Below are 24,801 nucleotides of genomic sequence, written 5' to 3' on the forward strand. Positions count from 1 at the left end.
TAAGGTAAAATTCTTTGTCAGTACATATTCTCCTTAGTAACTTTTTCAGCAACCAATAATTCTATTCTTTCTAGTCTTTCTGATAGGTATTCTTTCCAATTCTCTTTTCATTCCTAATTTCGCCATGATAATAGGTAACAATATTTCTAGGACATATCAACATACTCTTAGCTGTCATAATCCTCATCTCAGTAAAACTTTTCAGGGATGGTATAGAAGGTGTAAGTAAAGTCGGTCTTCCTTACGCTTCGGTAAAAGAATCTTAAGATAAACAGCTGAAATTTTCTGAAATAATCAATCTTTTTAATTGAGAATCGTTATCATTTATTGTATATTTAAATTGTAACGTTACATATAACGGAGTGAGGAGAATATACAATGCAAATATATTGGACGAAAATAAATAAGATCATTGAGGAAACGCCAGAGGTTTACACGTTCATGCTCGACTGTCCAGAAGACTTTACATGGGAAGAAGGTTCCCATACCCACATGGCACTAGAGGGATTCAACTTCGGAGAAAAACCAAACCGCAGCCTGATTCGCCATATGTCCATCTCTACTTTACCGCACGAGAATGCAATTGGTATCACAACACGTATAAGAGAGCAGTGCTCTGAGTTCAAAACAATTTTAAGAAGTCTTGAAGTAGGCAATGAAGTTGCCATATTTAAAACCCATTCGAATGTACCGCTTAAAAGAGAAGACAAAAATGTTTATCTACTGTCATCCGGTGTCGGTCTGGCAACTTTCAGACCCCTTGCACTTGATTATTTCGACCGTGCTGACAAAGTTAATCTAATGCATTCCCTAAACATTGACTCATCGAAGGATTTCTTATTCACTGACATTTTTGAAACTGCACCTGACAAAAAGTTCACCGCACAGTTCGTAGATAACCGGAATGACTATTATGAAGAAGTGAAAAATCTTGCTTCAGATAAGGGTGGTCTATTCTATGTTGTTGGCAGTGACGAGTTCCTTGTGCAAAACATTGATGTACTGCTGAAGCAGGGCATCAAGCCAGGACAGATTATGCTCGATAAGCGTGAACAACAACTGTCTACGTTTCTATCAGTTGACTTGTCAAATTAGAAAATAAATCGCTCCCATTTATACTTATTATCCTAATTATAAAGGCTAACTACAAAAAAACTACAATCCATTATTCAATGATAAGCTCAAAGAGAGGTCATGGTCTAATCTATGTAATGGCACTTTTTAATTTGTACAGATAGTTATAATTGTGTCGAAATTTGTCGGTGCCAGGCACCATTTATTAAGTACAAGGGAAGCGTGGGGACGGTTCTTTTGCTTCCTTGGGAAGTAATGAGAGCATGCTATTTGAAGCCAGTAAACATAGTTTTTCATTAGTGAACGGGATTGGGTTAATTTCCGAAGTTAAGTTGATTTAAGTCAGTAATAAAAAGCATACTACTCCAATATAGTACAAGTATACTTTTTTGTCTTATTGGAGGAGGAACCATGAACATGTTTTTTAAAATGTTCCCGGGATTAAAACAATTATTACCTTATCAGATTTCGAACTTATCTGGTGATATTACTGCAGGAGTTATCGTTACGTTTTTATTGCTTCCGCAAAGTATGGCGTATGCTATGATAGCAGGAGTTCCAATTTCAATGGGGTTAATTGCAGGGACTTTTCCACTTATAATCTATGCACTATTTGGTAGTTCAAGATATTTATCAGTAGGTCCTGTATCCATTGTATCGCTTTTGGCATTTACGGGAGTTTCTCAAATTGCTCTAGTTAATTCCGAAAGATTTCTTGAGGTAATGATTTTACTATCATTAATGGTTGGGATTGTTCAGATCATTATGGCATTGCTCCATTTTGGTTCATTAATAAAATATGTTTCATCGGCAATAATTGGTGGCTTTACTTCTGCTCTAGCGATTATTATCATATTAAATCAGATGAATTTGTTCATGGGGGTTACATTGCCTCCTTACGATAATTTTCTGTCATTTTCATTAGTAATTATTCGTCATATTCCTCAAATGAATTTATTAACATTTGTGTTCGGGATTTTCGCCCTATTATTTTTGCTCATTTTAAAAAATAAATTTCTCGTATCTCCTGGACCTTTTATCATCATCATTATTTCTATCTTGGTCGCAGATTATTTTAATCTAGAAAATAGGGGAGTAGAAGTTGTTGGAGAAATACCAAATCACTTTTCTAACGTATCTCTAGCCACTCCTTCCTATGAATTGTTCGTTCATCTTTTGCCTGTTGCTTTCTTAGTTGGTTTTATTTCATTTGTTGAATCTTTTTCTGTGGCAAAAACGTTAGCTGATAAAGAGAAGGAACAGTTAGATCCAAATCAAGAATTGGTCAGCTTAGGGTTGGCGAATATGGGGAACTCATTTGTTAGCACGATCCCAGTTGCTGGAGCTATATCTAGAACAGCAGTAAACTACGAGTCTGGGGCAAAATCAAAACTCTCATTGTTAATTACAGCTTTGCTTATGATAATAGCAATCTTTTATTTAACACCATTATTTTATTATCTTCCTAAGACTACACTTGCGGCAATTATTATCTATGCAGTCATCAATCTGATTCAAATTAAGCAACTACAACAATATTTGAAAAATCAACCGATAGAGGCAATAGGATTCTTAGTAACACTTTTATCGACTTTAATATGGGATGTTTTTATTGGATTGGCAATAGGAGTGTTATTCTCTGTAGGAAAAAGAATTTTTATCCCTTTAGAAGATGAGCGGAACGAATAAGTGGGATAATTAGTAATATGTCTAGTTGCAGATTGCTCGCTTCGAAGGTGGGAGCGGAAGCGTGGGGACGGTTCTTGTGCTTCCTTTTGGGTTACTTAAAGATATTCGAGGTTCTAGTTACTATGAAAAATAGAGAGGCTTACTCCTATTACTCCTATTATGTTTGGTTACTTTTAACCCCACCGATTATATATCCTTTAGCGAGATTTATTAAAACTATACTTTGATAAGGAACGATACAGAGTCCATTTTAAATAACCTTTTTCGTATTTTGCTTTAGGTACGACTTTCGATGTGCTATTTTCTATCGTTGAACATACTTAGACAGTACTTCATTATGGTTTCGTACTTGCCGAAATCTTAAAATTACTAACTAATCAACACCGTAGAGTACTGTGCCTCGGATTAACTAAAGAAAAGGTTGCGGAGTTGGGGTGGTCAAGGGAACTGGTTCTGCATTCAACTAGATTGTAGTAGGAATATAATAGGGAAGCATGAGAACCGTCCCCATGCTTCTTCCATGCTTCTTTCCCGAATGCAACTAATTGTAGAATCAGGTCTAAGTTGTTTGTTATATTAAAATTACTATTACATAGGAAGTGATTAATTTTGATAGATATTCATAGTCATATTTTGCCTGGGATTGATGATGGGGCACAAACAATTACCGATAGTTTGGCGATGGCACAGGCAGCTGTGGAGCATGGGATTCGTACGATCGTTGCAACTCCTCATCACCAAAATGGGAGATTTAATAACGAAAAAGCGGAGATTATTTCCTATGTGAAAGTTTTAAATACGGAGTTACAGGACCATCATATTCCGTTAACAGTATTAGTCGGACAAGAATCACGAATGAACGAGTATATGATGGAAGAATTGCAGTCTGGAAAAATTGCAACTATCAATGGAACGAAGTATGTATATGTTGAATTTGCGTCTAGCCATGTACCGTTGTATGCCAAGCAAATACTGTTTGACATTCAAGTTGCAGGGTATACTCCGGTAATTGTTCATCCCGAAAGAAATCAACAGATTTTTGAGCAGCCTTCGATTTTGTATGATTTTGTTCAAATAGGTGCACTGACACAGATGACTGCTGCGAGTATCGCTGGGAAATTTGGAAAGGCAATTAAGAGGTTTTCGCATCAGCTAATAGATGCGAACTTAACTCATTTTCTAGCATCGGACGCACATAACATAACTTCAAGAGGGTTTGTTATGCAGGAAGCGTTTCAGGAGCTACGAAAAATACATGGTGATGAAGTTTATTATATGTTCATGGAAAATCCCCAACTGATGATTGATAACAAAAATGTGATAAGAGAACAACCCGAAATGTTACGTAAGAAAAAGTTCCTCGGACTATTTTAAAGCAACACATATAAGCGTCTTGCTTTCGTAATTACCATCCCATCGGGGTAGGTAAAATACTGCACAAAAAATATTTGAATATTTTATAAAATTACGACATTTATAGGCCGTATGATTCATATTAATTAAAAAAACAAAAGAACTGTCCCTCCGCTTCCACTTGCATTAGTGGTACTATTGGTATATAATACGATAAAATCATTCGTTAAAAAGAACGTATTTAATACTAGAATTAGGACAATTTTACTAAAATCAATAATTTTTTACTGTATAGTTCTCAATTAAGAACGAAACTTATGCTGGGGAAGGGGAAATACGTACGATCAGAGGTTAATTTTTCCGTGATTTACCTGCTTAAACATAATTTATTAACAAGGGGGGATATGTTTATGCAAGCTAAATCTAGTCCGCCAAACTTTTATGAGGAATACACTCCTAAGATGGAGATGGGGATTGTAGAACTTCATTATGAAAAAAAAGAGTTTTACTCCATTATAAGTAGATGCATGGATATTTGTTTCTCCGTCATAAGTTTACCCTTTGTGCTCTTATTAATAGCAGTATTTTCGATTCTAATAAAACTAGAAACACCCGGTCCGCTAATTTATAAGCAGGAAAGGGTTGGCCAATATGGGAGATATTTTAAGGTGTGTAAACTAAGGTCCATGTATATCGATGCGGAAAAGGATGGTGCAAAGTGGGCGATCAAAAATGATCCTCGAGTTACGAAAGTAGGTAAATTTATGAGAAGGACTCGAATAGATGAGATCCCGCAAATCATCAATATACTACGAGGTGATATGACATTAGTTGGACCGCGACCAGAACGACCTATATTTACCGCAGAATTTGAGGAGAAGTATCCAGGGTTTAGTAATAGGTTACTAGTGAAGCCGGGTTTAACAGGCTTAGCACAAGTTACTGGTGGTTATTGTAACTCTCCAAAAGAAAAGATGGAATTAGATTTGTATTATATCGAAAATAGAGCGATAAAAATGGATTTGCTAATCTTACTAAAGACAATAAAAATTGTACTATCTGGTCATGGGGCTAGGTAGCATGTAGAAGTAGGTTTTAGTGTTCTTTATTGAGAATATTTTAGGTCAATCTGTTATTTTTTACTAACGGCATGCGTAATGTATAGAGGGGGGATATATTGAAGTGTTTAATCGTTACAACGCTAGATAGACAGGTATTATTGTTCTTAATACCTCATATCAAATTACTTCATGGATTGGGAAATGATGTTTCCGTCGCAACATCAATAGAAGATAAGCAACAATTAGAGAAAAAACTACCAACTGTATCCCTTCATCATGTCTCTTTTTCACGATCTATCTATGATTTGGCTAATTTAAAAGCCTTCTTCAAAATTAGAAGACTACTTCGAACAGAAAACTATAACTTCGTTCATGTACACACACCTATTGCAGCTTTTATTACAAGGATAGCAGCTCCGAAAAAACAACAAATTATTTATACAGCACATGGCTTTCATTTTAATGAAAATGGATCGGCATTCAGTAATCGGATCTTTTATTTAGCTGAAAAAATTGCCGCCAATAAAACGGATAAATTAATCGTCATGAATCAGGAAGATTTTCAAAAAGCGAAGGGATTTATGAGCGAGGATAAAATACAGCGGATACATGGTATAGGAGTAGATGCTGCTTATTTCTACCAAGCAGCATACACACAAGATGATCGAGATCAACTGAAAGAAAAATTAAGTATTCCAAAAAATAAAAAGGTCATTACCCATTTAGCTGAATTTAATGAGAACAAACGGCAAATAGATGTTGTTGACGCAGCGGAACAATTAAAGACGATGTATAAGGATTTTGTCATCTTATTGGTTGGAGATGGCGTACTACTAGATGATATAGAACGTGAGATAGAAAGACGCGATTTAACAGAATATGTTCGCTGTCTTCATTTTCGAAAAGACATTAGAGATATCTTAAGCATAACGGATATTGGCTTACTAGTCTCTTTAAGAGAAGGGCTGCCGAAATCTTTAATGGAGATGATGTCCATGAAAATCCCAATTGTTGGTACAGACATCCGTGGAAATAGAGAGCTTGTAGAAGATGGGAAAAATGGGTTCCTAATCCCGATAAAAAGCCCAACCGAGCTGATGAAGGCACTGCTCACCTTGCTTGAGAAAAAAGAATTATGCCAAGCAATGGGGAATAACGGAAGAAGGGAAGTTTTAGAGAAATATGATCTGAAACGGATCCTTGAGGAAATGAAAAAAGTTTATCCCGCATGTAACGGCAGTAATACCACCACTTCAATACTGTGAGGCGAAGGCAAAGAGGATAAGTGGGAGAGGGCCTTTAGTAATATCCTTGTGGTATAACTGCCCGTAAATGTCCGACGATTCTGTTCAACTAACATTCAGTGGGGAAGAAAGAAAACCCCCACTGAATGAAGATTCACTTTATAAAAGTTTTGATTTACCTGCATCAGACAAGAGTGAATTCGTAACGGAAGGAAATTAAAGAATGTCAAGAGAGGCTAATATGCTTTGAACGGTGGTGGATAAAGATGAACACTGGTAAATTTGTGATTTCACTGGATTTGGAACTAAATTGGGGGGTATTTGACGTATTCCCTCTGAATAGGTATAGGGCCAATTTACTTGGTGCAAGAGAAGTTGTCCCACTGCTGTTAAACAAATTTCAACAGCATGGTATTCATGCAACCTGGGCTGTTGTTGGATTTTTATTTTTTTCCAATAAAAAGGAATTAGTTGAGATGATTCCGAAAGTCCAACCCCAATATACGAATTCGGCATTATCATCTTACCATCATTTGCAACATATTGGCGAAAACGAAGAGGTGGATCCTTTTCATTATGGTTCTTTGTTAATTGATCAAATAAGGGAATTTCCGAATCAAGAAGTTGCTACACATACATTTAGTCATTATTACTGTCTGGCGGACGGTCAAGATCAGGATGCATTTCGGGCCGATTTAACACACGCGATAACCATCGCAAAGCAGCAAAACCTTTCGACGACATCGATTGTTTTTCCACGGAATCAAGTCGAACCATCCTATTTATCGGTATGTGAAAACAAGGATCTTACGGCATATAGAGGATGCGAAAATAATTGGTTGTATCATGTAAACCCTAATGGAGATGGGAAACTCAAACGGGCGATGAGGTTACTAGATAGTTACATCAATATCACAGGTCACCATGTGTATTGCTTGGAGGATCTGCAGGAGCATAGGAAGCTTGTTAACGTTCCTTCTAGTAGATTTCTAAGACCATATTCTCGGCGACTCCGTTTATTCGAGTCCCTTAGGCTAAAACGGATTAAATCTAGCATGACCAAAGCCGCGAAGGAAGGGAAGGTTTACCATCTTTGGTGGCATCCGCATAATTTTGGTGTTCATATGGAGGAAAATAGTCAAATGCTAGATTTGATTTTGGATCATTTTCACCAGCTTCGGAGTCAATATGGGATGGAAAGCTTGTCGATGCGTGACATGAGCGAAAAAGTCCTGGATAAGTAAAATGATCACGTTCGTAAAAAAGAAAATATGAATAAATGTGGTGACTCGAATGCGCTTGTCAACAAAACAGATTGATTTCTTTCTAATGGGACTCTTCATTTTTTGTTTGCCGTTTATGTTTCATCTCAATCTAATCATTCAACTGAATGCCTCCTATAGTGACATTCTATTAATTATTATTTTGTATTGGTTCATCGCAAAAAAAGAAAATAAGGAAACACTATCTATTGTTTTAAAAAAATATCAACTTATTATTCTTTATTTCTTACTTCTCATTTACTTTTGTATCGTAAGCATGGCGAATTATGTAACAAATATTTCCATCGATTTTCCATATGGTGTATCTGCCATTATAAAGTTAACGATTAATTTTCTATATGTAATGGTCATGTTGATTTTCTTAGAAAAATATCGGGAAGAACTCATTCTTTTCCTATTACGGTGGTGGAAGCGCGCTGCGGTTGTGATTGCGATTCTTTGTATAGCTAGTGTCATTTTCTATCAATTGGGAATGGATAGTGGGCTGACATTAGGAGGTCGTGCACAGGCAACATTAAATGATCCTAATTTAGCCGCTCTATACCTGATTGTTTCTCTTTCGGTCATTGCACTCGCTTCCATCTATATGCGCAAAGCCATCACGATTAATCTCTCGATGGTTGCCGTTCTAATTGCCCTTTTTTTAACTGCTTCACGAGGTGGTATTTTAAGTGTTGCGATCAGTGTATGCGTTGTTTTATTGCTTAGCTTTTTGTCAGGAAGGATAAAGGAACTAATTATCTTTTTAAGTGTCGTCATTTTCTTTTTTCTCATTATATTATGGATCAACCATGTATCTGACGCTTTCCTTTTTGCCATGGAACGAGTAGGCGGTGTTGGTACGGAGGGAGATGGTACCTCCTATCGTATCTTCTTATGGAAATCGGCTTTTGAAATGTGGGTCCACAATCCTTTTATCGGGGTTGGCATTGGCCAATTTATTGCTTATTCACCAGAAATGTTTGGCTTTACTTTTTCCAATATCCCCCATAATACGTATCTTTCTTTTTTAGCTGAAACAGGTATTTTGGGATTCATTTCATTTATCTGGCTACCGATTTATCTCGTTACAAAATTGGTAGTAGGAATAGGAAGTAGTGGAGAAAAAAAACATTTCTACCTATTAATTGGCATACTGGCAGTAGCTATTCAAGCGTTATCGATTAATATCGAAAACATCCGGTTTGTTTGGGTTTTTTTAAGCCTTGCTTATGTGATCATCGAACACAAACTGGAAGAACAACAATAATTGGAGGTGACCAATATGAAGGATACAGTAGCTATACAAGATATCGTGCAAACATTAAAAAAGCGCATGGTTTTTATTCTATTTTTTACAATTGGATTAATTGGGGTAGCTGCTATGCTTAGTTATTATTTTTTGAATCCAGTGTACGAATCGTCCTCCCAGTTTGTTGTTATTCAACAGAAGGATGACCCAGTGGTTCAGTATGACAGAAGCGAGCTTGAAACCAATCTAGGCTTAATCAATACATATAGTGAGATTATCAAAAGTCCTGTCATTCTTGATCAGGTTATCGAAGAGATGGGGCTAACAATTCCTCTCGATGAGTTCAGTAAACAAATCGAAGTAAATAGTGAAGAAAATTCCCAGGTTGTTACCGTTTCTGCGATTGCAGATACACCTGAGACGGCCGCGCAAATTGCTAACCTTGTTGTAGAAGAGTTTAGAGATACGATTCTGACAGTGATGCAGGTAGAAAATGTCTTTGTATTATCAAATGCAAATCCCGAATTGTCGCAGGAGCCTATTCAACCTAGGCCGATCATGAACATGGCTATCGCTGGTCTTATTGGATTGGCAACCAGTATTGGGGTTACTTTACTGCTCGAATTTTTGAATACAAAAGTGAAAACGGAAAATGATGTGGAAGAGCTTGGAATAACTGTGCTAGGTGTAATTTCAACCATCGATAAAAAACGGCCTAGTAAAAATAGAAACTCCAAATCTACGATAGAAAAGGAGGAGGCAAATGTTGAAACGTAAAAGGAAAATAGGAGATCGAGGTAATCTTGTTACGATTGAAAGAAACAACAATCAAAGTTCTGAGCAATTTCGAAGTTTGCGGTCCAATATTAACTTTGCATCGATTAACAAGGACGTAAAAAGCCTTGTTATTACTTCTCCAAGCCCTGGCGATGGCAAAACATTAACAGCTTCGAACCTTGCTGTTGTATTTAGTCAGGAAGGAAAAAGGGTTTTGTTGGTTGATGCAGATTTACGAAAGCCAAGCATACATCATATCTTTCGCATCACGAACAATTTCGGCTTAAGCAACTACTTGATTGGCCAAAAGGATATGGAATCACTTATTTCAACTATAGACTTCAATTTAGACATTATTCCAAGCGGGATTATTCCTCCAAATCCACCGGAATTACTTGGTTCGATGCAAATGAAAGAATTTATTTCGACGGTAAGTGATCAATATGACCTCGTCGTTTTTGATACTCCACCTGTATTAGCTGTAACAGACAGTGCGTTAGTTGCAAGTCAATGTGATGGTGCTTTGCTTGTCGTTCGAACGAAGAAAAATGATGTGAAGGATGTAGAAAAGGCGAAGGAACAGCTTGGTTTTTCTGGTGCGAACCTACTTGGGGCAGTTCTTAATGGGAAGAAGGAGCCTAAGAATAATTACTATTATAAATAAACATAAAGGAGCTGAAGATGTGGTAAACGTTCGATATATGCGTGGATTAGTTAAGATGATGGATAGCTATGGTCCCATGGGCGATATCAATGTTAGTAAAGTTGATGTCATTATTTCGACAGAGGTGTTATTCCCTCCAACTAAGCAAGAGCTTCCAACACCTGAAAAAGGTGTATTACAAAGCATCGGTAAAACGTTAATCATTGATTTACAGAGATCTGAGGAAGAAATCTATGCAGACATTGGGAAAAATGCAAGGTATAAAATTAACCGTGCAAGCAAAAGAGATCCGATTACCTATCACGAATTAACAGCCCCAACCGATGAGGAAATTGAAAAATTTGTCGCCTTTTTTGATGGTTTCTCTAAACATAAAAAAATACAAAAAGCGAATGTAGGCAGGCTGAAGGGTTTAAGAGATCAGGATTCATTACTTATTTCGTACGTGATGGACGAAGATTCACATGTTCTGTGTTACCATGCCTATTTAAAAACAGATACCTACTGCTCGTTGCTGCACTCTGCTTCTGCTCGATTTGAAAACTCTACCATGCGAAATATGATCGGCAGAGCGAATCGGTTTCTCCACTGGCAGGATATGAAAAGTTTAAAAAAAATGGGGCATAAGTGGTTTGATTTTGGTGGTTTATTTATCGATGCTTCTGCTGCAGATGAGAAAAATATAAATCAGTTTAAAGAGGAATTTGGCGGTCGAACAGTGGATGTGGATAAGAGATTTTCCTCCTATTCGATCATTGGTCATTTGGTTGTTTTCCTATTTTGGTTCAAAATGCGTAAAAAACCTGAGTTTTTACGAGCGAAAGTGATTTAACGTTAATGTTGTTGAGGTTGATAATGCTAGAGGGGGCGAGGCGACATGGAGGGAGCAATAATTAGAGTCGAGCACGTATTTGTTGATAGGTGCAATTAGCCAGTTTTCATAGCGTGGTGTAAATATAAATTTTTTTTACAACTAATGGAACGAAAAGAATGAGGGGAAAGTTGTGATCGTAAAGAAGTTATCACTTAAAAAAAACATGGTTTGGAATTTAGCGGGTAGTATAATCTATTCTTCTACACAATGGCTCCTATTAATTGTTATTGCAAAGCTTGGAAATCCAGAAATGGTTGGTCAGTATGTCCTCGGTTTAGCAATCACAGCACCTATTGTATTGTTTACGGATATGAATTTACGGTTAGCCCTTATTACAGATATGAAATCAAGTTTTACCTTTGGTAATTATTTAGGAACAAGGATTGTAATGGTGGGATTTTCTTTTCTCTTATTTATTACAGTGGTTTTAATTATTGGATATGACTACTATACAGCGATTGTTATTATTTTAATTGGAATAGCAAAACTTCATGAGTCCGTTAGTGATATTTTTCATGGTCAACTACAAAAATGTGAACGGATGGATTTACCAACAATTTCAGACATTATGAAAGGAATAGGAACGGTGATCAGCTTTTCCGTGGTGTTATACATTACTGGAAGTTTGGTTTTGGCTATTATTGGTCAAATTATTGTATGGGCATTGATTCTCCTATTTTTTGACTGGCCAGTAACAAGAAAATTCACATCCATTGACGTAAGCTTTCATGTACGCATAATAAAACGGTTAGTTACATTAAGTATTCCACTAGGCGTTATGGCACTGTTAACATCTGTTAATGTAAATGTCCCAAACTATTTGGTTGAGTATTTTTTAGGAGAGGAAGAATTGGGGTATTTTGCTGCTCTGTTGTATATACTCTATGCTGGCGATCGAATGGTCAACTCCATAAGACAACCAGTTGCTCCACGGTTAGCAATGCTGTTTGAGAAAAAAGATATAAGAGGTTACTCATCATTATTAGTTATATTCATAGCAATAGGTCTGTTCATTGGGAGCTTAGGTGTTTTAGTTGCTTATCTGTTAGGGGATTTCTTATTAGCTATTATTTATACCCCGGCTTATGCAGCTTATTCTGGGTTGTTTGTAGTGATGATGATTTCAGGAGTCATTTTGTATTCCGCTGCGTTCTTAGAAATAGGTGTTATTGCGACTAGGCATTTCAAAATTCAACCATACTTAGCAGCTCTATGGGTAATGGTTAGTGTGATTGGTGGTTTCTTATTAATTCCTACCTATGGGGTTTATGGAGCAGTGTATGGAGTACTACTATCATCACTTGCTAAATTTTTAAGCCTCCTAGTCGTTTGGCTTGTTCTCGTGAAAAAATCTAAGGCAACGACAAAATCGAGCATGTATAAAAGGGGATCTGAAATTCGTTTTAGTAAAGTAGTACAGTATATAAAGAGAGAGGGATCTCCGACGTATTATATGGGGGTTAAAGAAAATGAAGTATAGTGTTTTATGGTCGGCTGTCATTTAGCGGGAAATTATGATCTTCATACACATCAATTTTGCAATGTAACTACAAACTATCATGGGGCCTTCTGAAAAAGTATGCATATAAACATTACTTTCGAATGATTTCTATTATCTTATGATTCTACTTGATATGCTCCTGATCAGATTTATAGATTCTATGTAAAGTCCAATATTGAGCGGTGGGAAAATAAATTAGGTGAAGTACTGGGAAAGTGGATAAATGGTAGGAAGGGAGGTGGAGTTCCCGTGGCAATTCTAATTACTGGCGGCGCGGGATATATAGGTGCGCATATTTGTGTAGAACTACTTCATGAGGGATATGACATTGTTGTCGTTGATAATTTCTCAACGAGTAATCTAGAAGGTTTAAATCGGGTTAAATATATAACCGGGAAATCGTTTAAAGTATACAACTTGGACATAACTGATAGTGACAAGATAAGACAATTATTTTCTAAGGAAAGTATTGATTCGGTTATTCATTTGGCAGGATATAAATCGGTTAGTGAATCAACCGCAACCCCATTGAAGTATTATGCAAATAATATAGCTGGAACGATTACTTTGTGTGAGGTCATGCAGGAGTTTGGGGTTAAACGTCTAGTGTTTAGCTCTTCGGCTACCGTCTACGCTCCATCGAATCATGATGGGCCGATATCGGAAGACCATCCATTAGGTGCCATTAATCCTTATGGCCAAACGAAGGAAATAATAGAAGGTATACTTCGTAATTTATATCTATCAGATCAAACGTGGAGTATTCGTATATTAAGGTACTTTAATCCAGTTGGTGCTCATGAAAGCGGGCAAATAGGTGAGAATCCCAAGGGTATCCCAAATAATCTAATGCCATATATAGCCAAGGTTGCTGGTGGTGAACTTCCTGTTCTTTCGGTTTATGGGAGTGATTATCCAACAAAGGATGGAACTGGGATAAGAGATTATATTCATGTTGTGGACCTTGCAAGAGGACATCTTCATGCACTTAAAGCGGCCGAAGCGTCAGAAGAAATCGATATGTTTAACTTAGGAACTGGTAGAGGTTATAGTGTCCTGGAGATGGTCGAAGCTTTTGAACGGGCATCTGGTAGAAGCGTACCTTATATCCTGGCACCACGACGAAAAGGAGATACAGCAATTTGCTATGCAGACGTTTCCAAAGCGAAGAAGAAACTAGGCTGGGAAGCCAAAAAAGGAATCAATCAAATGTGTCACGATGCATGGCAATGGGACAGAAGGAAGCACGGATCAGGAAGCGCGGGGACGGTTCTTTTGCTTCCTTGAAGGGGGAAGCGGAGGGACGGTTCTCGTGCTTCCTTTCTTCTTCTGTCAGGTCCCACTACGTTCACAACTAATGCATAAATCTATTATCTAACCTATCATTAGACGGCAGAAGACTTGAAAGGATTACGCGATATTGTTTAGCATCCGATCGAGTTTCTTAATGGCAGTGAAGAAAGCATTAGAACTCGTATTTTGATTTCTCTATATCTCAATATCTAAGTCTTTGAGTTAATTACATCAATCTCAAAAACGTATAGATTTATTTACGGGTATCTTGAGTTAACGCGACTGTTTTGAGCGTATATGATTAACTTGCTAAATAAGATGATGAAACTTTTCTTTTGTTTCGTACTGATCAAAGAAGCACAAGAACCGTCCCTTCGCTTCCACAAAAATTGTACTACAATACTGTAGTACAACATAAGTATATGTAAACGCTTTCTTTTTAAGGGGGAATAGGAGATGGATGGTGCTACTACTTTAGGATTTATTTCGGTTTTACCTCCACTAATTGCTATTGTTTTAGCCTTTTGGACTCGGGATACGATTTTATCGTTAGGTATTGCCTGTGTCGTCGGTGTGCTATTAGCTGGAGAGGGGTTACTTGGTTTTCCGAACCTAATGAAGGAATCACTAGGTAACACAAGTTTTTCCTGGATCTTCTTATTGGAGATCTTTATTGGTGTTTTAATTGCATTTTTTCAGCGGACAGGGGCAATTCAAAGCTTTGCAGATGCAATTGGGAAAAGGCAAGCATCTCGAAAACGAATCGGAGTGACCACGTGGTTTATGGGTTTGTTTGTATTTTTTAGTGATTACTTTAGTCCGGTATTTGTTGGTTCCACAATGAGAAAAGTTACAGACAAGGTGAAAATTTCACGAGAAAAACTAGCATATATTTGTGATTCCACATCTGCACCGGTCAGTGTAATTGTTCCCATCACGGGGTGGGCGGTATTCATTTCGGGGCTGCTGATTGGTTTGGGGCCGATCCAAACTGAAACGGACGCATTGGCTGTATTTACCAAAGCCATTCCATTTAACTTTTATGCTGTATTATCCGTGCTATTGGTTGGACTCATAGCATCTGGCATGATCAAGGACTTTGGACCAATGAGAAAAGCAGAGGAGCGAGCACAACGGGAAGGAAAGTTAATTCGTGATGGATCCACACCCTTAATTTCTAAGGAATTAACGAATATTGAACCATATTTTAAAGATAAGTTACTTAGCATTGTATGGAACTTCTTTTTACCAGTTTTATTGATAATTACGATTGCTGTTGGTACGTATATTGGGCTAGGATCTGCCAAGACGATGGAGGCATTTCTAGCAGCGGCCATTTTCTTAGGAATTGTGATGCGAGTACAGGGGATTCCAGTGAAGGATATCATGGAAACTGCTTTGAATGGAATTAAAGGTATTATGCCAGCGATTATGATCCTTGTATTTGCTTATACCATCAATGCATTGAGCGAGCAAATGGGAACAGCAACGTATTTAATTGAAACAACTGAATCCTGGTTAAACCCAGGTTTGCTACCAGCTATTACATTTTTATTAGCTGCAGTTATAGCTTTTTCCACAGGTACTTCTTGGGGAACATTTGGTATTATGATCCCAATAGCAGTTCCAATTGCGATCGGTTTTGCAGGCGGGGATATCAATACGGTGGTACTTGCAACGATTGCAGCCGTTGCCGGTGGAGGCGTTTTCGGAGATCATTGCTCTCCATTATCCGATACAACTATTCTAGCATCTACGGGAGCAGCAGTGGACCATATTGATCATGTTCGTACACAGATTCCATATGCTATTTTAGTAGGAATAATTGGGTTAGTACTATATTTAGGTCTAGGCTTATTCGGAGCATAGTATTGGGGAGGTTTTTTGATGAAAGTTATTGTATTAGGTGGTGCAGGTTTACAAGGAAGGGCTGCTTTACAAGATCTGGGTAATAGTAATGAGGTAACGGAGATAGTCTGTGCCGATGTCGCTTTTGATGGGATAGATAATTTTCAGAAACATCTTCAAATGGATAAGATTGTGAAACGAAAAATAGATGCAACATCACTTGATCATTTGGTTTCCCTTTTTAGAGAAAACGTGGATGTAGTCATTGATTTACTCCCAAAAAAGTTTAATGATATCGCTGCAAGAGCAGCGATTGAATCAGGAATACCATTAGTGAATTGCTCGTATGCAAAAGGGCTGTCTCAGGAGGTTTATGAAAAAGCCGAAGAACGTCAGGTGACCATTATGCCAGAATCGGGACTTGATCCAGGGATTGATCTCGTCTTATGTGGGTATGGTGTTAGTCAATTGGATGAAGTACATGCATTATACTCCTATTGTGGAGGTGTTCCAGTAGCAAGCGCAGCGGATAATCCATTAAACTATAAGGTCAGTTGGAATTTTGATAGTACTCTTATGTCCTATAAACGTCCAGCAAAGCTGATGTGTGATGGGGAAATTGTGGAAATTCCTGCAAAGGATCAGCATCATGAAAAGTGGAGAAAAGATATCGAACTGGCTGGAATTACGGGGCTGGAGTCGATCCCTAATGGAAATGCTATTCATTTTGCGAAGTTGCTAGGTATTGAGAATGAGGTTGTTCATACAGAACGCCGAACCATTCGCTGGGCAGGACATAGTGCGATTTGGAAACCATTTGTTGATTTAGGTTTTTTAGAGACAGAACCAGTGCCTGGCCTGAATGGCAACATTACGCCTCATGAATTTTTGCTGAAGCATTTAGAACCAAGATTACGGTATGCGGATCACGAAAAGGACCTAGTGTTAATGAAGAATGTAATAGAAGGAAAAAAAGATGGTAAAGATATTTCCTTTATCTACGAAATGGTAGATGAGAGGGAACTAAGCACTGGTTTATTTGCGATGAATCGAACGGTGGGATATACAGCGAGTATTGTTGCACAAATGATAGGTAACCATACGATTACGAAGAAGGGGGTTCTCTCGCCGACGACGGATATTCCATACGAGCTCTTCATTGAAGAAATCGGCAAGAGAGGCATTGTTATTCATCAAGAAATGGTTACTGGAACAAGTCACTAGCATGGTGAACCTTCTTCATTCTCGCTGTGTATTCTTCAATGGTCGATGTGATATGTTTATTTAGTAATTTTGAAAAAGAATCATAATCATTACGAATTAAAAAATTGATTAACATCTGATGCTCCTTTGGGCCTCGGATGTCTTTTTTTTGTCTATTAACTTGATAGAAATGATCATACAATGCAAGATAAATATGAGTTTGGTTAATTATTTTGATGCAGTCATTTTTCAAGAAACGGTTGTCGCACCCTTTTATTAAAGTGAAATGGAAGTTTTTATTTGTTTCAATATAACCTAGAAAATCCTTATTTCGGTAGGTCTCCTGTTCCGTATGAACGAGTTTAATTAATTTATTAATATCGTTACTGGTGATCCAGTTGATAATGTCTTTTGTGGCCATTCTTTCAAGATGAGAACGATATATAAAAGCTTCAGCGATTTCCTTTGAGGTCGGATCAATTACCTGTGCCCCTTTATTAGGTGAAATGGTTAAAAAACCTTCCTCTTGTAATTGCTGGAATGCTTGACGAATTGGGGTACGGCTAATAGATAGTGCTTCAGAAATCTGTTGTTCTATTAGCTTTTGTCCTGGAGTTAATTTTTGCTCATAAATAGAATGTTTTATCGTTTGGTAAACATATAATTTCATCGATTGTTTTGCCATAGTTACTCCTTTATCTCCCTATCATTGATAATGAATCTATATAGAATATATGTGAGTAGGAGAGATTATATTACCGGGAAGCGTTGGGACGGTTCTAGTGCTTCCTTTCTCCTTACCAAATTCCGTTAAATCGTTAATCTTTTCTAGTTTGAATAAAAGAAAGGAAGCTTTTCATAGTGAGATTAGTAACGCTTTATTGGTGACTTCACTTTTCTTCCAACGAAAAAACAAGCCTCAACTTAGGCTTGTTTTTTTGTTGGAAGGAACAATCTATAAGACTGGTAACTACCTTCCTCCATTTCTACTAAAAACCAATTGTACGGTAGTCACAAGGAGGAACTAAAAAGCAAGCCTGTGGTGTTATTTCTGAGGATGTAGATGTACTAGGGCTGGCAAACGCTGATCCGTAAAATAGGAAAGTCATACTAAATACAAGTAGCACGCGCATTGACTTCTTTAACATTTATATCACCTCCAACCAGAAACTAATTTAATAGTAACACTTTCTAGTGAATAATAGTAGCAATTTTATGAATTAATTGTATATTTTAAAAAGTGGTGGGGGGAACCATCCCCTGTCTTCCCATATTAAAAATAATTACTTTAGCAAATACTAGTATAATGAAAAAACTACCTGGATAAGAGATATTATAGTGTAGGAGGTTAAAAATGTTCCATAGGTTTTTAGAATGGTTGCAAGCCATTGGGGAACCAGGGTTATATTTTGTAATGTTATTGGAAGGTTCTTCATTTCCATTTCCGGGAGTAATACTTGTTCTATCATTTGGTTATATATTGTCCCCAGGATATGGGGCAGCTTTTTTACTAGCAGCAAAAATGAGTTTGTGTTACAGTCTTGCCAGTTTACTTCCTTATTTCCTGGCTAGGAATCTGAAAAAGATAACGTCGAACCGCTTGAAAAAAGGGTTGAATAAAGCGGAGTCTCTATTTAACCGGTATGGAATATGGAGCATAGCCTTTTCACGTCCTTTTGGGATTGGAAATTATATATCGTATGTTGCAGGATATAGCAAAGTTAATGTGTCCCATTTTTTAATTTTGACATGCATTGGAATTTATCCTTGGTGCTATGCATTAATAATGCTTGGCAATTATTTTAATGGCAGCTACGAGGCATTTCGTCAGCTTTATGATTCCTACAGCGTGTATATCTATGGAGCAGTAGCTATTATAATTATCGGAATCATTCTCCTTTGGATTTGGAAACGGAAGCGTGGGGACGGTTCTTCCGCTTCCAAGACCACGTAGCAGAGAGTTTGGCAGTTATTCGTTGGAAGCGATGGGACGGTTCTGGTACTTCCTTTTGGTAGTAAAGTTTAAACAGCAATAAAGTCAGCAATAAAGGGACGGTTCCTATGTTTCCTAAGGGGGAGGAAGCATGAGAACCGTCCGGGACCAGTGAAAAAGTATGGTATTTTTAATTAATCCTAAAAAAAGTGTTAATAAAAGAATGAAAAATTAATTTTATGTTATATATCAATTTTATTTTCATGTATTTCTATGTATTAAGCGGATACTATTGATGCTATCCGCTTAATATTTGCGGCTATTGCCGCTAACTTTGATTGTTTGGACGCGCTTAATAGACCGTATCCCCTGCATCGAGATAGGCCATGAAATCGTTTGAGCTCCGCATTTTTCCCTTCAATAGAAGCTCTTTTCTTATACTTTTCTTTAAATTCTTCTGTCTTCTGGTATTGAGATATCTCGTAAAACTCTGAGGTATTCATACCCACTGAAAGAATTCTGCGTGCAGTCTTTTTGGCAATAGGACATTCCTTACACTGCTTTATGTCAAAATAATACTTATAGCCTTGCCTCACACCATCCTTTCTTTTGGATTTGAAGTATTTTTTATTAACCGTGATGTTCCCTTGGGAACAATGCCATTCGTCAGAGTCTTTGTTATACGTAAATATATCCTCATCGATTCGATAAACAGTTGAACTAACTGGTATAAAAGGTTCGGCTTCTATAGCTTTAATTTCTTCTAAAATTGGTTTTCTAAAATAAGCTTTATCTCCATAAACTTCCTCTATATTCATCCCACTTTTTTGAGTTTGGGCAAGCATTTCATTTGTATAATCTCCATCCATATAAGCTCCATCAGCTGTTCGAACCGAGGTAATAATACGTTCATCTGTAGTCATCATGAATTCTGTTTTATATCCATAGAAGGATTGAGTCTTACTTTTACGTCCCACTCTTGCATCCTCATCAGTGAGAGAACGTATTCCTTTCTGATTAATAAATTTAGGATCATACAAGATATCTTTTGCTTTTTGAATCCATTGTCTGGTTGCTTCTTCGTTCTCCGTGATTTGTTTCTCTACTAGTTCAATAACTTCTTCCAAATAAGATTTCATAACTGCCTTCGCTTCGCGATGATCGGCTATTTCCTTGTAGTCAGGGACTTCTGGTAAATTATCAATTTTTTGGCCAACTTCTGTTTCATAGGTATGTATAATCATTTTTGCTAGATGCTTCATTAAACGCTCGGGAGTTTTCTTTATTGTATTCGCAAGAATATGAGTTGCATCTAAACTAACACTGTTCCCTTTTAATATTCCTTTTTCTACACATTGTCTTACCATTTCCGTAAGGATATCATCCAGTGTGTCTTCACCAAGACGCTGTGTTCTAAATTTTGAAAGGAGGCTTTTGTCTGGTAGGGAATCTTCTGGATTAACGCCAATAAAATACAGAAAAGCTAGATTCAAGTTACCCACCAATTCCATATTTTCATCAGATAAATTATATAAGTGTTGAAGAAAAAGAAGTTTACACATCATTTCAGGCTCTTTTGCAGGCCGGCCAAAGTCCTTGCAGTATGTATCTTCTAATAAAATATTGATAAAACTAAAATCAACAGTTTTAGAAATTACTTTAAGTATATGTTTTTCTGGAATTTTATCGTATAATACGGAGTGAAAGCTATTTTGCTTTGGTTTTTTCTGAAGCATAAAAAATCCCCCTAATGGTTTGGTATTCGGTCGTACTAATTATACCATTTAGGGGGATTTTTCTCTTTATAATACTAGTAAAAATTCACACTTCTTACTGTTTATTACTGTTTTAATAATTTGAGAGAATTTAAGGGACTTTTTCACTGGTCTCGAACCGTCCCTCTGTTTTTCCCCCTATTTTTCAATTTTTAAAAGATTCGATAGACGATGATGCAGATAGATGCAATATACTAAATTTTTTGTTAAAGTTTAACTATTATACTAGGAGGGGATACATATGAGAAACGAACTACAGCTTCGTCCCGTTGAGAAAGAGGACTTGGAATTTATTCACAAAATGCGAACGAATCCTGATGTGATGGATTATTGGTTTTCTGAGCCTTATACGACGATGGAAAGGTTGATAAAATCCTATGAGGATGGACAAAAAAGCGAATCACACAGACAATTCATTCTTTATCATTTGAATGAGAAAGTCGGTTATATTGGTCTTTTCGATATTCATTTTCGACACCGTAACGCAGAATTTGCGATCATGATCGATCCATCTCATCAAGGGAAAGGTTATGCAACGGATGCCACGCGGTTAATGGTAGAATATGGGTTTAACCAGTTGAATTTACATAAAATATCCTTGCATGTGATAAATGTAAATGAAAAGGCAATACACATTTATCAGAAGGTTGGATTTATAACGGAAGGACAACTAAAAAAGCATTTCTTCGTCGATGGAAGTTATCATGATGCATTAATTATGAGTTTGTTGCGCGAAGATTATGTGAGCTAACAAGAGGGCAGAGGGAAGCGAAGGGACGGTTCTCTTGCTTCTTTTTATCAGTTTGCTTTGATAAGAATCACTTCTCTATATAACCGCTATTTCAATAAAACCTCCCTTTTTTGTCATCTTCACGGGAAAGAGAGAAGAAATGCTATTTGGAGCACAATTAAGAGAAATAATAGTGATTCAAAGGAGGAAGCATTAGAACCGTCCCAACGCTTCCTCAAAAATTCAATGGGTAAAGGGGAATTTGTGTGAGACGTAGGGTTGTTGTTACTGGGGCAGGTGTTGTCTCTCCATTGGGTCATGATGTGGATTCGTTATGGGGAAATATTAAAAATGGAAAGTCTGGTATTAAGCGGTTGGAATCGGATGAGTATAGGGGTATTGGTACAAGAATTGCTGGTTTCATTAATGACTTTCAAGGGGACGACTACCTCGAGAAAAAGGAACTGAAAAAGTATGATGTGTATACGCAATATGGATATGCTGCAGCCGTTCAAGCACTAGAGCAGTCCGGACTCAACATGGAATCAGTGGATAAAGATCGGGTTGGTGTTTATATTGGGTCTGGAACTGGTGGGCTACAAACGTTGTTACATAATCACCAAACGATGTTGGAAAAAGGAACAAAACGGGTATCTCCTTTTTTAATTCCAGCAATGATTAATAATATGGCTTCTGGATTAGTAGCGATAAAAACTGGATTCCGTGGACCAAGTTATGCGCCCGTCTCAGCATGTGCGACGAGTAATCATGCTATTGGGGAAGCCTATTTCCAAATAGCTCATGGCTATGCGGATGCAATTTTAGCAGGTGGGGCAGAGGCTACGATTACTCCGCTGTACTTTGCTGGTTTTTCAAAAATGCGTGCCATGTCAACGAAAAATGAAACACCAGAACAAGCTTCTCGTCCATTTGATCAAAATAGGGATGGTTTTGTCATGTCTGAAGGTGCGGGTGTTTTATTTTTGGAAGAATACGAGCATGCAAAAGAGCGTGGTGCTAATATTCTAGGAGAAATAATTGGATATGGAAGTACAACAGATGCTTACCATATTACTGAGCCAGACTATCAAGGAGCAGCAAAAGCTATGAAACTAGCAATGGACCGGGCTGGACTGAGACCAGAGGAAATAGATTATATTAATGCTCATGGGACAAGCACGCCCGTAGGTGACATCTCAGAGACTAAAGCGATTAAGGAAGTATTTGGAGATCATGCATATCGTCTTAAGGTGAGCTCCACGAAATCGATGACGGGTCATTTGTTTGGTGCAGCAGGTGCAGTCGAAGCGATTATATCCATAAAAAGTTTGGCAGATGGTATTATTCCGCCTACGATTAATTTGGATGACCCAGACACTGATTGTGATTTAGACTATGTGGCCAAGGAAGCTGTAGAAGATAAGATTAATGTTGCTTTATCGAATGGATTTGGATTTGGTGGACACAATGCTGTCCTTGCCTTTAAAAAATATCACGAGTAGCTTGAAGGAGGAGAATACATGACAACTAATACAGACCAAGTAACGCTTCGTCAACAGGTAGCAGAAAGAAGAAAAACATTGGAAAGTCGTTTTCCTGAGTGGCCGCGCGATACGATTGCTGGACACTTTTCAAAAGCGTGTATGCAGTATAGCGAACGACCGTATATCTATATCGATGGTCAAACCGTTACTTATGGAGAGGTTTGGAAGCAAGCCATTCAGCTCGCCAAGGCATTTATTAAATTGGGGGTGAAACGGCGAGATCATATTGCGATTCTAATGAATAATGATTCGACGTACCCAGCATTGATGATTGCTTCATCTATAGTTGGGGCAGTCTTTATTCCAATTAATGCGATGCTTACAAAGGGAGAGCTTGAATATATTATTTCACAATCGGATACGAAGTTTTTAGTAATGCAAGAAAAAGTAAAGGATAAACAACATGGGAAAGCTATTGCGGCATTACTCGATCAAGAAGATTTTCGCGAAAAAAGTCAGCTAGAGCAAGTAGTTTGTCTATCGGATAATGACACATCTACCCAGCATGAACGGTTTATAGCTTGGCATGATTTTGTAAGCGGAGCCGGTGCTGTGTCTGATGAAGAACTAAATCAACGCTGGAAGGAATCAAAATATCCAGATGAGGTTGCCATGATCATGTACACATCTGGTTCTACAGGGAATCCTAAAGGAGTTATGCTGACTGATGATATGTTGCTCCGTTGCGCATATGGTACGTGTATGAGTCGAGCAATTGAAGATGGGCGTGTGACGTTTGCTCCACTACCATTCTATCATTGCTTTGCGATTATTGAGGCGATTCTTGCCATGTCTTTTGTTGGAGGGTCGTTCATCTCAGCACTTGGAGCTTCCCCGCTTAAATCCTTGGAGTTGATGGAGAAATACCAAGCTAATGATTATTTATGTGTTCCTTCTACATTGGTACCTTTATTAAATCATCCACGCTTGTCTGAATTTGATTTATCAAGTTTATTTGCAATGTGGTGTGGTGCAGCACCAGCTCCGGTACCAGTCTGGGAAATGGCAGTAGAACGTTTAGGGTTAACAGAAATTATTACAGGTTATGGGCAAACAGAAGTATCATCGTCAGGTGTGACAACGAAAATAGGTGATCCGCTCGAGCGTATTTCTACTAGGGTTGGTCGTCCGAAACTAGGGGGATCCAGTTCCATGCCTGAATTTAATGGAAGTTCTGTTCAATACAAAACGATTGATCCAGATACGGGAGAAAATTTGCCAGATGGAGCTGTCGGAGAGCTTGCGGTACGGGGGAATACGGTAACCCATGGGTATTATAAAAAGCCAGAAGAAACGGCCATGATTATCGATAAAGATGGTTGGTTACGGACCGGTGATGTTGGCCGAATAGATGAAAATGGTTATATCCAGCTGCTTGGTAGAAGTAAGGAAATGTATAAAGTATCTGGAGAATTAGTTGCTCCTCGTGAGGTGGAAACCGTCATCTCTCAGCACCCTGCCGTCAATCAAGTGAATGTAATTGGTGTTCCTGATAAAATGACAACGGAAATAGGCGCGGCTTTTATTGAACGGAAACAGGGAGAATCATGTACACGAAAGGATATTATTAATTGGTGTTCGGATCGCCTTGCGCGGTTTAAAAATCCACGTCATGTATGGTTTGTTGAGGAGTCGGAATGGCCAATGACAGGTACGGGAAAAGTCCAAAAGTTTCGTTTGGTAGAGATGGCAAAAGAGAAGCTTGCTCGTTCCGAGAGCTAAAA

The 24,801-nt window shown here is 37.8% G+C and carries 20 protein-coding genes and 1 pseudogene; 18 read left to right on the forward strand and 3 right to left on the reverse strand.

Annotation, left to right across the window (positions count from 1 at the left end):
* Positions 1 to 378 precede the first annotated feature (378 nt).
* The 14 genes from BMX40_RS04695 to BMX40_RS04760 all read left to right on the forward strand — a co-directional run bounded on the left by BMX40_RS04695 (position 379) and on the right by BMX40_RS04760 (position 17,116).
* Positions 379 to 1,095, forward strand: coding sequence for a dihydropteridine reductase (locus BMX40_RS04695; protein ID WP_090867353.1), 717 nt, complete (start codon positions 379 to 381; stop codon positions 1,093 to 1,095).
* Between the two features lie 396 nt (positions 1,096 to 1,491).
* Complete coding sequence (locus tag BMX40_RS04700) at positions 1,492 to 2,763, forward strand: SulP family inorganic anion transporter (protein WP_170840664.1); 1,272 nt, start codon at positions 1,492 to 1,494, stop codon at positions 2,761 to 2,763.
* Between the two features lie 609 nt (positions 2,764 to 3,372).
* Positions 3,373 to 4,137, forward strand: coding sequence for a tyrosine-protein phosphatase (locus tag BMX40_RS04705; RefSeq protein WP_090867356.1), 765 nt, complete (start codon positions 3,373 to 3,375; stop codon positions 4,135 to 4,137).
* Between the two features lie 440 nt (positions 4,138 to 4,577).
* Complete coding sequence (locus tag BMX40_RS04710) at positions 4,578 to 5,195, forward strand: sugar transferase (RefSeq protein ID WP_425287843.1); 618 nt, start codon at positions 4,578 to 4,580, stop codon at positions 5,193 to 5,195.
* Positions 5,196 to 5,293: 98 nt separating this feature from the next.
* Positions 5,294 to 6,442: a glycosyltransferase family 4 protein gene (locus tag BMX40_RS04715; protein ID WP_090867360.1), complete on the forward strand. Its 1,149-nt coding sequence runs from the start codon at positions 5,294 to 5,296 to the stop codon at positions 6,440 to 6,442.
* A 245-nt stretch (positions 6,443 to 6,687) separates the two neighbouring features.
* Entirely contained in the window at positions 6,688 to 7,665 is a 978-nt protein-coding gene (locus BMX40_RS04720; protein WP_090867362.1) for a polysaccharide deacetylase family protein, read from the forward strand.
* Between the two features lie 49 nt (positions 7,666 to 7,714).
* Entirely contained in the window at positions 7,715 to 8,953 is a 1,239-nt protein-coding gene (locus BMX40_RS04725) for an O-antigen ligase family protein (protein ID WP_090867364.1), read from the forward strand.
* Between the two features lie 15 nt (positions 8,954 to 8,968).
* Positions 8,969 to 9,712 (forward strand): YveK family protein, encoded by a 744-nt coding sequence (locus tag BMX40_RS04730; RefSeq protein WP_090867366.1) that lies wholly within the window; start codon positions 8,969 to 8,971, stop codon positions 9,710 to 9,712.
* Positions 9,699 to 10,376 carry a CpsD/CapB family tyrosine-protein kinase gene (locus BMX40_RS04735; RefSeq protein WP_090867368.1) on the forward strand — a complete coding sequence of 226 codons (678 nt, stop codon included), beginning with the start codon at positions 9,699 to 9,701 and terminating at the stop codon, positions 10,374 to 10,376. The genes BMX40_RS04730 and BMX40_RS04735 overlap by 14 nt, the downstream gene beginning before the upstream one ends.
* Before the next feature lie 19 nt (positions 10,377 to 10,395).
* A complete protein-coding gene (locus tag BMX40_RS04740; RefSeq protein WP_139177910.1) occupies positions 10,396 to 11,208 on the forward strand; it encodes a hypothetical protein in 813 nt (270 codons plus the stop codon).
* Between the two features lie 172 nt (positions 11,209 to 11,380).
* Positions 11,381 to 12,730 carry an oligosaccharide flippase family protein gene (locus BMX40_RS04745; protein WP_090867372.1) on the forward strand — a complete coding sequence of 450 codons (1,350 nt, stop codon included), beginning with the start codon at positions 11,381 to 11,383 and terminating at the stop codon, positions 12,728 to 12,730.
* 270 nt (positions 12,731 to 13,000) lie between these two features.
* Positions 13,001 to 14,038 carry a UDP-glucose 4-epimerase GalE gene (gene galE, locus BMX40_RS04750; protein ID WP_090867374.1) on the forward strand — a complete coding sequence of 346 codons (1,038 nt, stop codon included), beginning with the start codon at positions 13,001 to 13,003 and terminating at the stop codon, positions 14,036 to 14,038.
* 462 nt (positions 14,039 to 14,500) lie between these two features.
* The gene (locus tag BMX40_RS04755) at positions 14,501 to 15,913 is read left to right on the forward strand and encodes a Na+/H+ antiporter NhaC family protein (protein WP_090867376.1); all 1,413 of its coding nucleotides are present in this window, start codon (positions 14,501 to 14,503) and stop codon (positions 15,911 to 15,913) included.
* An 18-nt stretch (positions 15,914 to 15,931) separates the two neighbouring features.
* Positions 15,932 to 17,116 carry a saccharopine dehydrogenase family protein gene (locus BMX40_RS04760; protein WP_090867378.1) on the forward strand — a complete coding sequence of 395 codons (1,185 nt, stop codon included), beginning with the start codon at positions 15,932 to 15,934 and terminating at the stop codon, positions 17,114 to 17,116.
* Here BMX40_RS04760 and BMX40_RS04765 read toward each other — a convergent pair.
* Together BMX40_RS04765 and BMX40_RS20095 are read right to left on the reverse strand one after the other, a co-directional pair.
* Positions 17,097 to 17,765 carry a GntR family transcriptional regulator gene (locus tag BMX40_RS04765; RefSeq protein WP_170840665.1) on the reverse strand — a complete coding sequence of 223 codons (669 nt, stop codon included), beginning with the start codon at positions 17,763 to 17,765 and terminating at the stop codon, positions 17,097 to 17,099. The genes BMX40_RS04760 and BMX40_RS04765 overlap by 20 nt on opposite strands.
* A 319-nt stretch (positions 17,766 to 18,084) precedes the next feature.
* Positions 18,085 to 18,243, reverse strand: coding sequence for a hypothetical protein (locus tag BMX40_RS20095; RefSeq protein ID WP_170840666.1), 159 nt, complete (start codon positions 18,241 to 18,243; stop codon positions 18,085 to 18,087).
* A gap of 206 nt (positions 18,244 to 18,449) precedes the next feature.
* On the opposite strand from BMX40_RS20095, the gene BMX40_RS04770 reads away from it, so the two are divergent.
* Positions 18,450 to 19,049 (forward strand): DedA family protein, encoded by a 600-nt coding sequence (locus BMX40_RS04770; protein ID WP_090867382.1) that lies wholly within the window; start codon positions 18,450 to 18,452, stop codon positions 19,047 to 19,049.
* Between the two features lie 260 nt (positions 19,050 to 19,309).
* Here the strand turns inward: BMX40_RS04770 and BMX40_RS04775 are convergent.
* Positions 19,310 to 20,764, reverse strand: a pseudogene (locus tag BMX40_RS04775) (IS1182 family transposase); the annotation flags it as partial.
* A 280-nt stretch (positions 20,765 to 21,044) separates the two neighbouring features.
* Between BMX40_RS04775 and BMX40_RS04780 the strand changes: the two are divergent.
* From BMX40_RS04780 to BMX40_RS04790, 3 genes are all read left to right on the forward strand, one after another.
* Positions 21,045 to 21,554, forward strand: coding sequence for a GNAT family N-acetyltransferase (locus tag BMX40_RS04780; protein WP_090867384.1), 510 nt, complete (start codon positions 21,045 to 21,047; stop codon positions 21,552 to 21,554).
* Positions 21,555 to 21,799: 245 nt separating this feature from the next.
* The gene (gene fabF, locus BMX40_RS04785; protein ID WP_090867387.1) at positions 21,800 to 23,035 is read left to right on the forward strand and encodes a beta-ketoacyl-ACP synthase II; all 1,236 of its coding nucleotides are present in this window, start codon (positions 21,800 to 21,802) and stop codon (positions 23,033 to 23,035) included.
* An 18-nt stretch (positions 23,036 to 23,053) separates the two neighbouring features.
* Positions 23,054 to 24,799: a class I adenylate-forming enzyme family protein gene (locus BMX40_RS04790; RefSeq protein ID WP_090867389.1), complete on the forward strand. Its 1,746-nt coding sequence runs from the start codon at positions 23,054 to 23,056 to the stop codon at positions 24,797 to 24,799.
* The last annotated feature ends 2 nt before the right edge of the window (positions 24,800 to 24,801 follow it).

This window comes from Oceanobacillus limi (assembly GCF_900111445.1).
GTDB lineage: Bacteria > Bacillota > Bacilli > Bacillales > Amphibacillaceae > Ornithinibacillus > Ornithinibacillus limi.

What these genes read in the sequence shown, in the direction of transcription:
- BMX40_RS04695 (WP_090867353.1), top strand. Translation starts at nt 379, where the DNA reads ATGCAAATATATTGGACGAAAATAAATAAGATCATTGAGGAAACGCCA.
- BMX40_RS04700 (WP_170840664.1), top strand. Translation starts at nt 1,492, where the DNA reads ATGTTTTTTAAAATGTTCCCGGGATTAAAACAATTATTACCTTATCAG.
- BMX40_RS04710 (WP_425287843.1), top strand. Translation starts at nt 4,578, where the DNA reads ATGGAGATGGGGATTGTAGAACTTCATTATGAAAAAAAAGAGTTTTAC.
- BMX40_RS04720 (WP_090867362.1), top strand. Translation starts at nt 6,688, where the DNA reads ATGAACACTGGTAAATTTGTGATTTCACTGGATTTGGAACTAAATTGG.
- BMX40_RS04725 (WP_090867364.1), top strand. Translation starts at nt 7,715, where the DNA reads ATGCGCTTGTCAACAAAACAGATTGATTTCTTTCTAATGGGACTCTTC.
- BMX40_RS04730 (WP_090867366.1), top strand. Translation starts at nt 8,969, where the DNA reads ATGAAGGATACAGTAGCTATACAAGATATCGTGCAAACATTAAAAAAG.
- BMX40_RS04735 (WP_090867368.1), top strand. Translation starts at nt 9,699, where the DNA reads ATGTTGAAACGTAAAAGGAAAATAGGAGATCGAGGTAATCTTGTTACG.
- BMX40_RS04755 (WP_090867376.1), top strand. Translation starts at nt 14,501, where the DNA reads ATGGATGGTGCTACTACTTTAGGATTTATTTCGGTTTTACCTCCACTA.
- BMX40_RS04760 (WP_090867378.1), top strand. Translation starts at nt 15,932, where the DNA reads ATGAAAGTTATTGTATTAGGTGGTGCAGGTTTACAAGGAAGGGCTGCT.
- BMX40_RS04765 (WP_170840665.1), bottom strand. Translation starts at nt 17,765, where the DNA reads ATGAAATTATATGTTTACCAAACGATAAAACATTCTATTTATGAGCAA.
- BMX40_RS20095 (WP_170840666.1), bottom strand. Translation starts at nt 18,243, where the DNA reads ATGTTAAAGAAGTCAATGCGCGTGCTACTTGTATTTAGTATGACTTTC.
- BMX40_RS04770 (WP_090867382.1), top strand. Translation starts at nt 18,450, where the DNA reads ATGTTCCATAGGTTTTTAGAATGGTTGCAAGCCATTGGGGAACCAGGG.
- BMX40_RS04780 (WP_090867384.1), top strand. Translation starts at nt 21,045, where the DNA reads ATGAGAAACGAACTACAGCTTCGTCCCGTTGAGAAAGAGGACTTGGAA.
- BMX40_RS04790 (WP_090867389.1), top strand. Translation starts at nt 23,054, where the DNA reads ATGACAACTAATACAGACCAAGTAACGCTTCGTCAACAGGTAGCAGAA.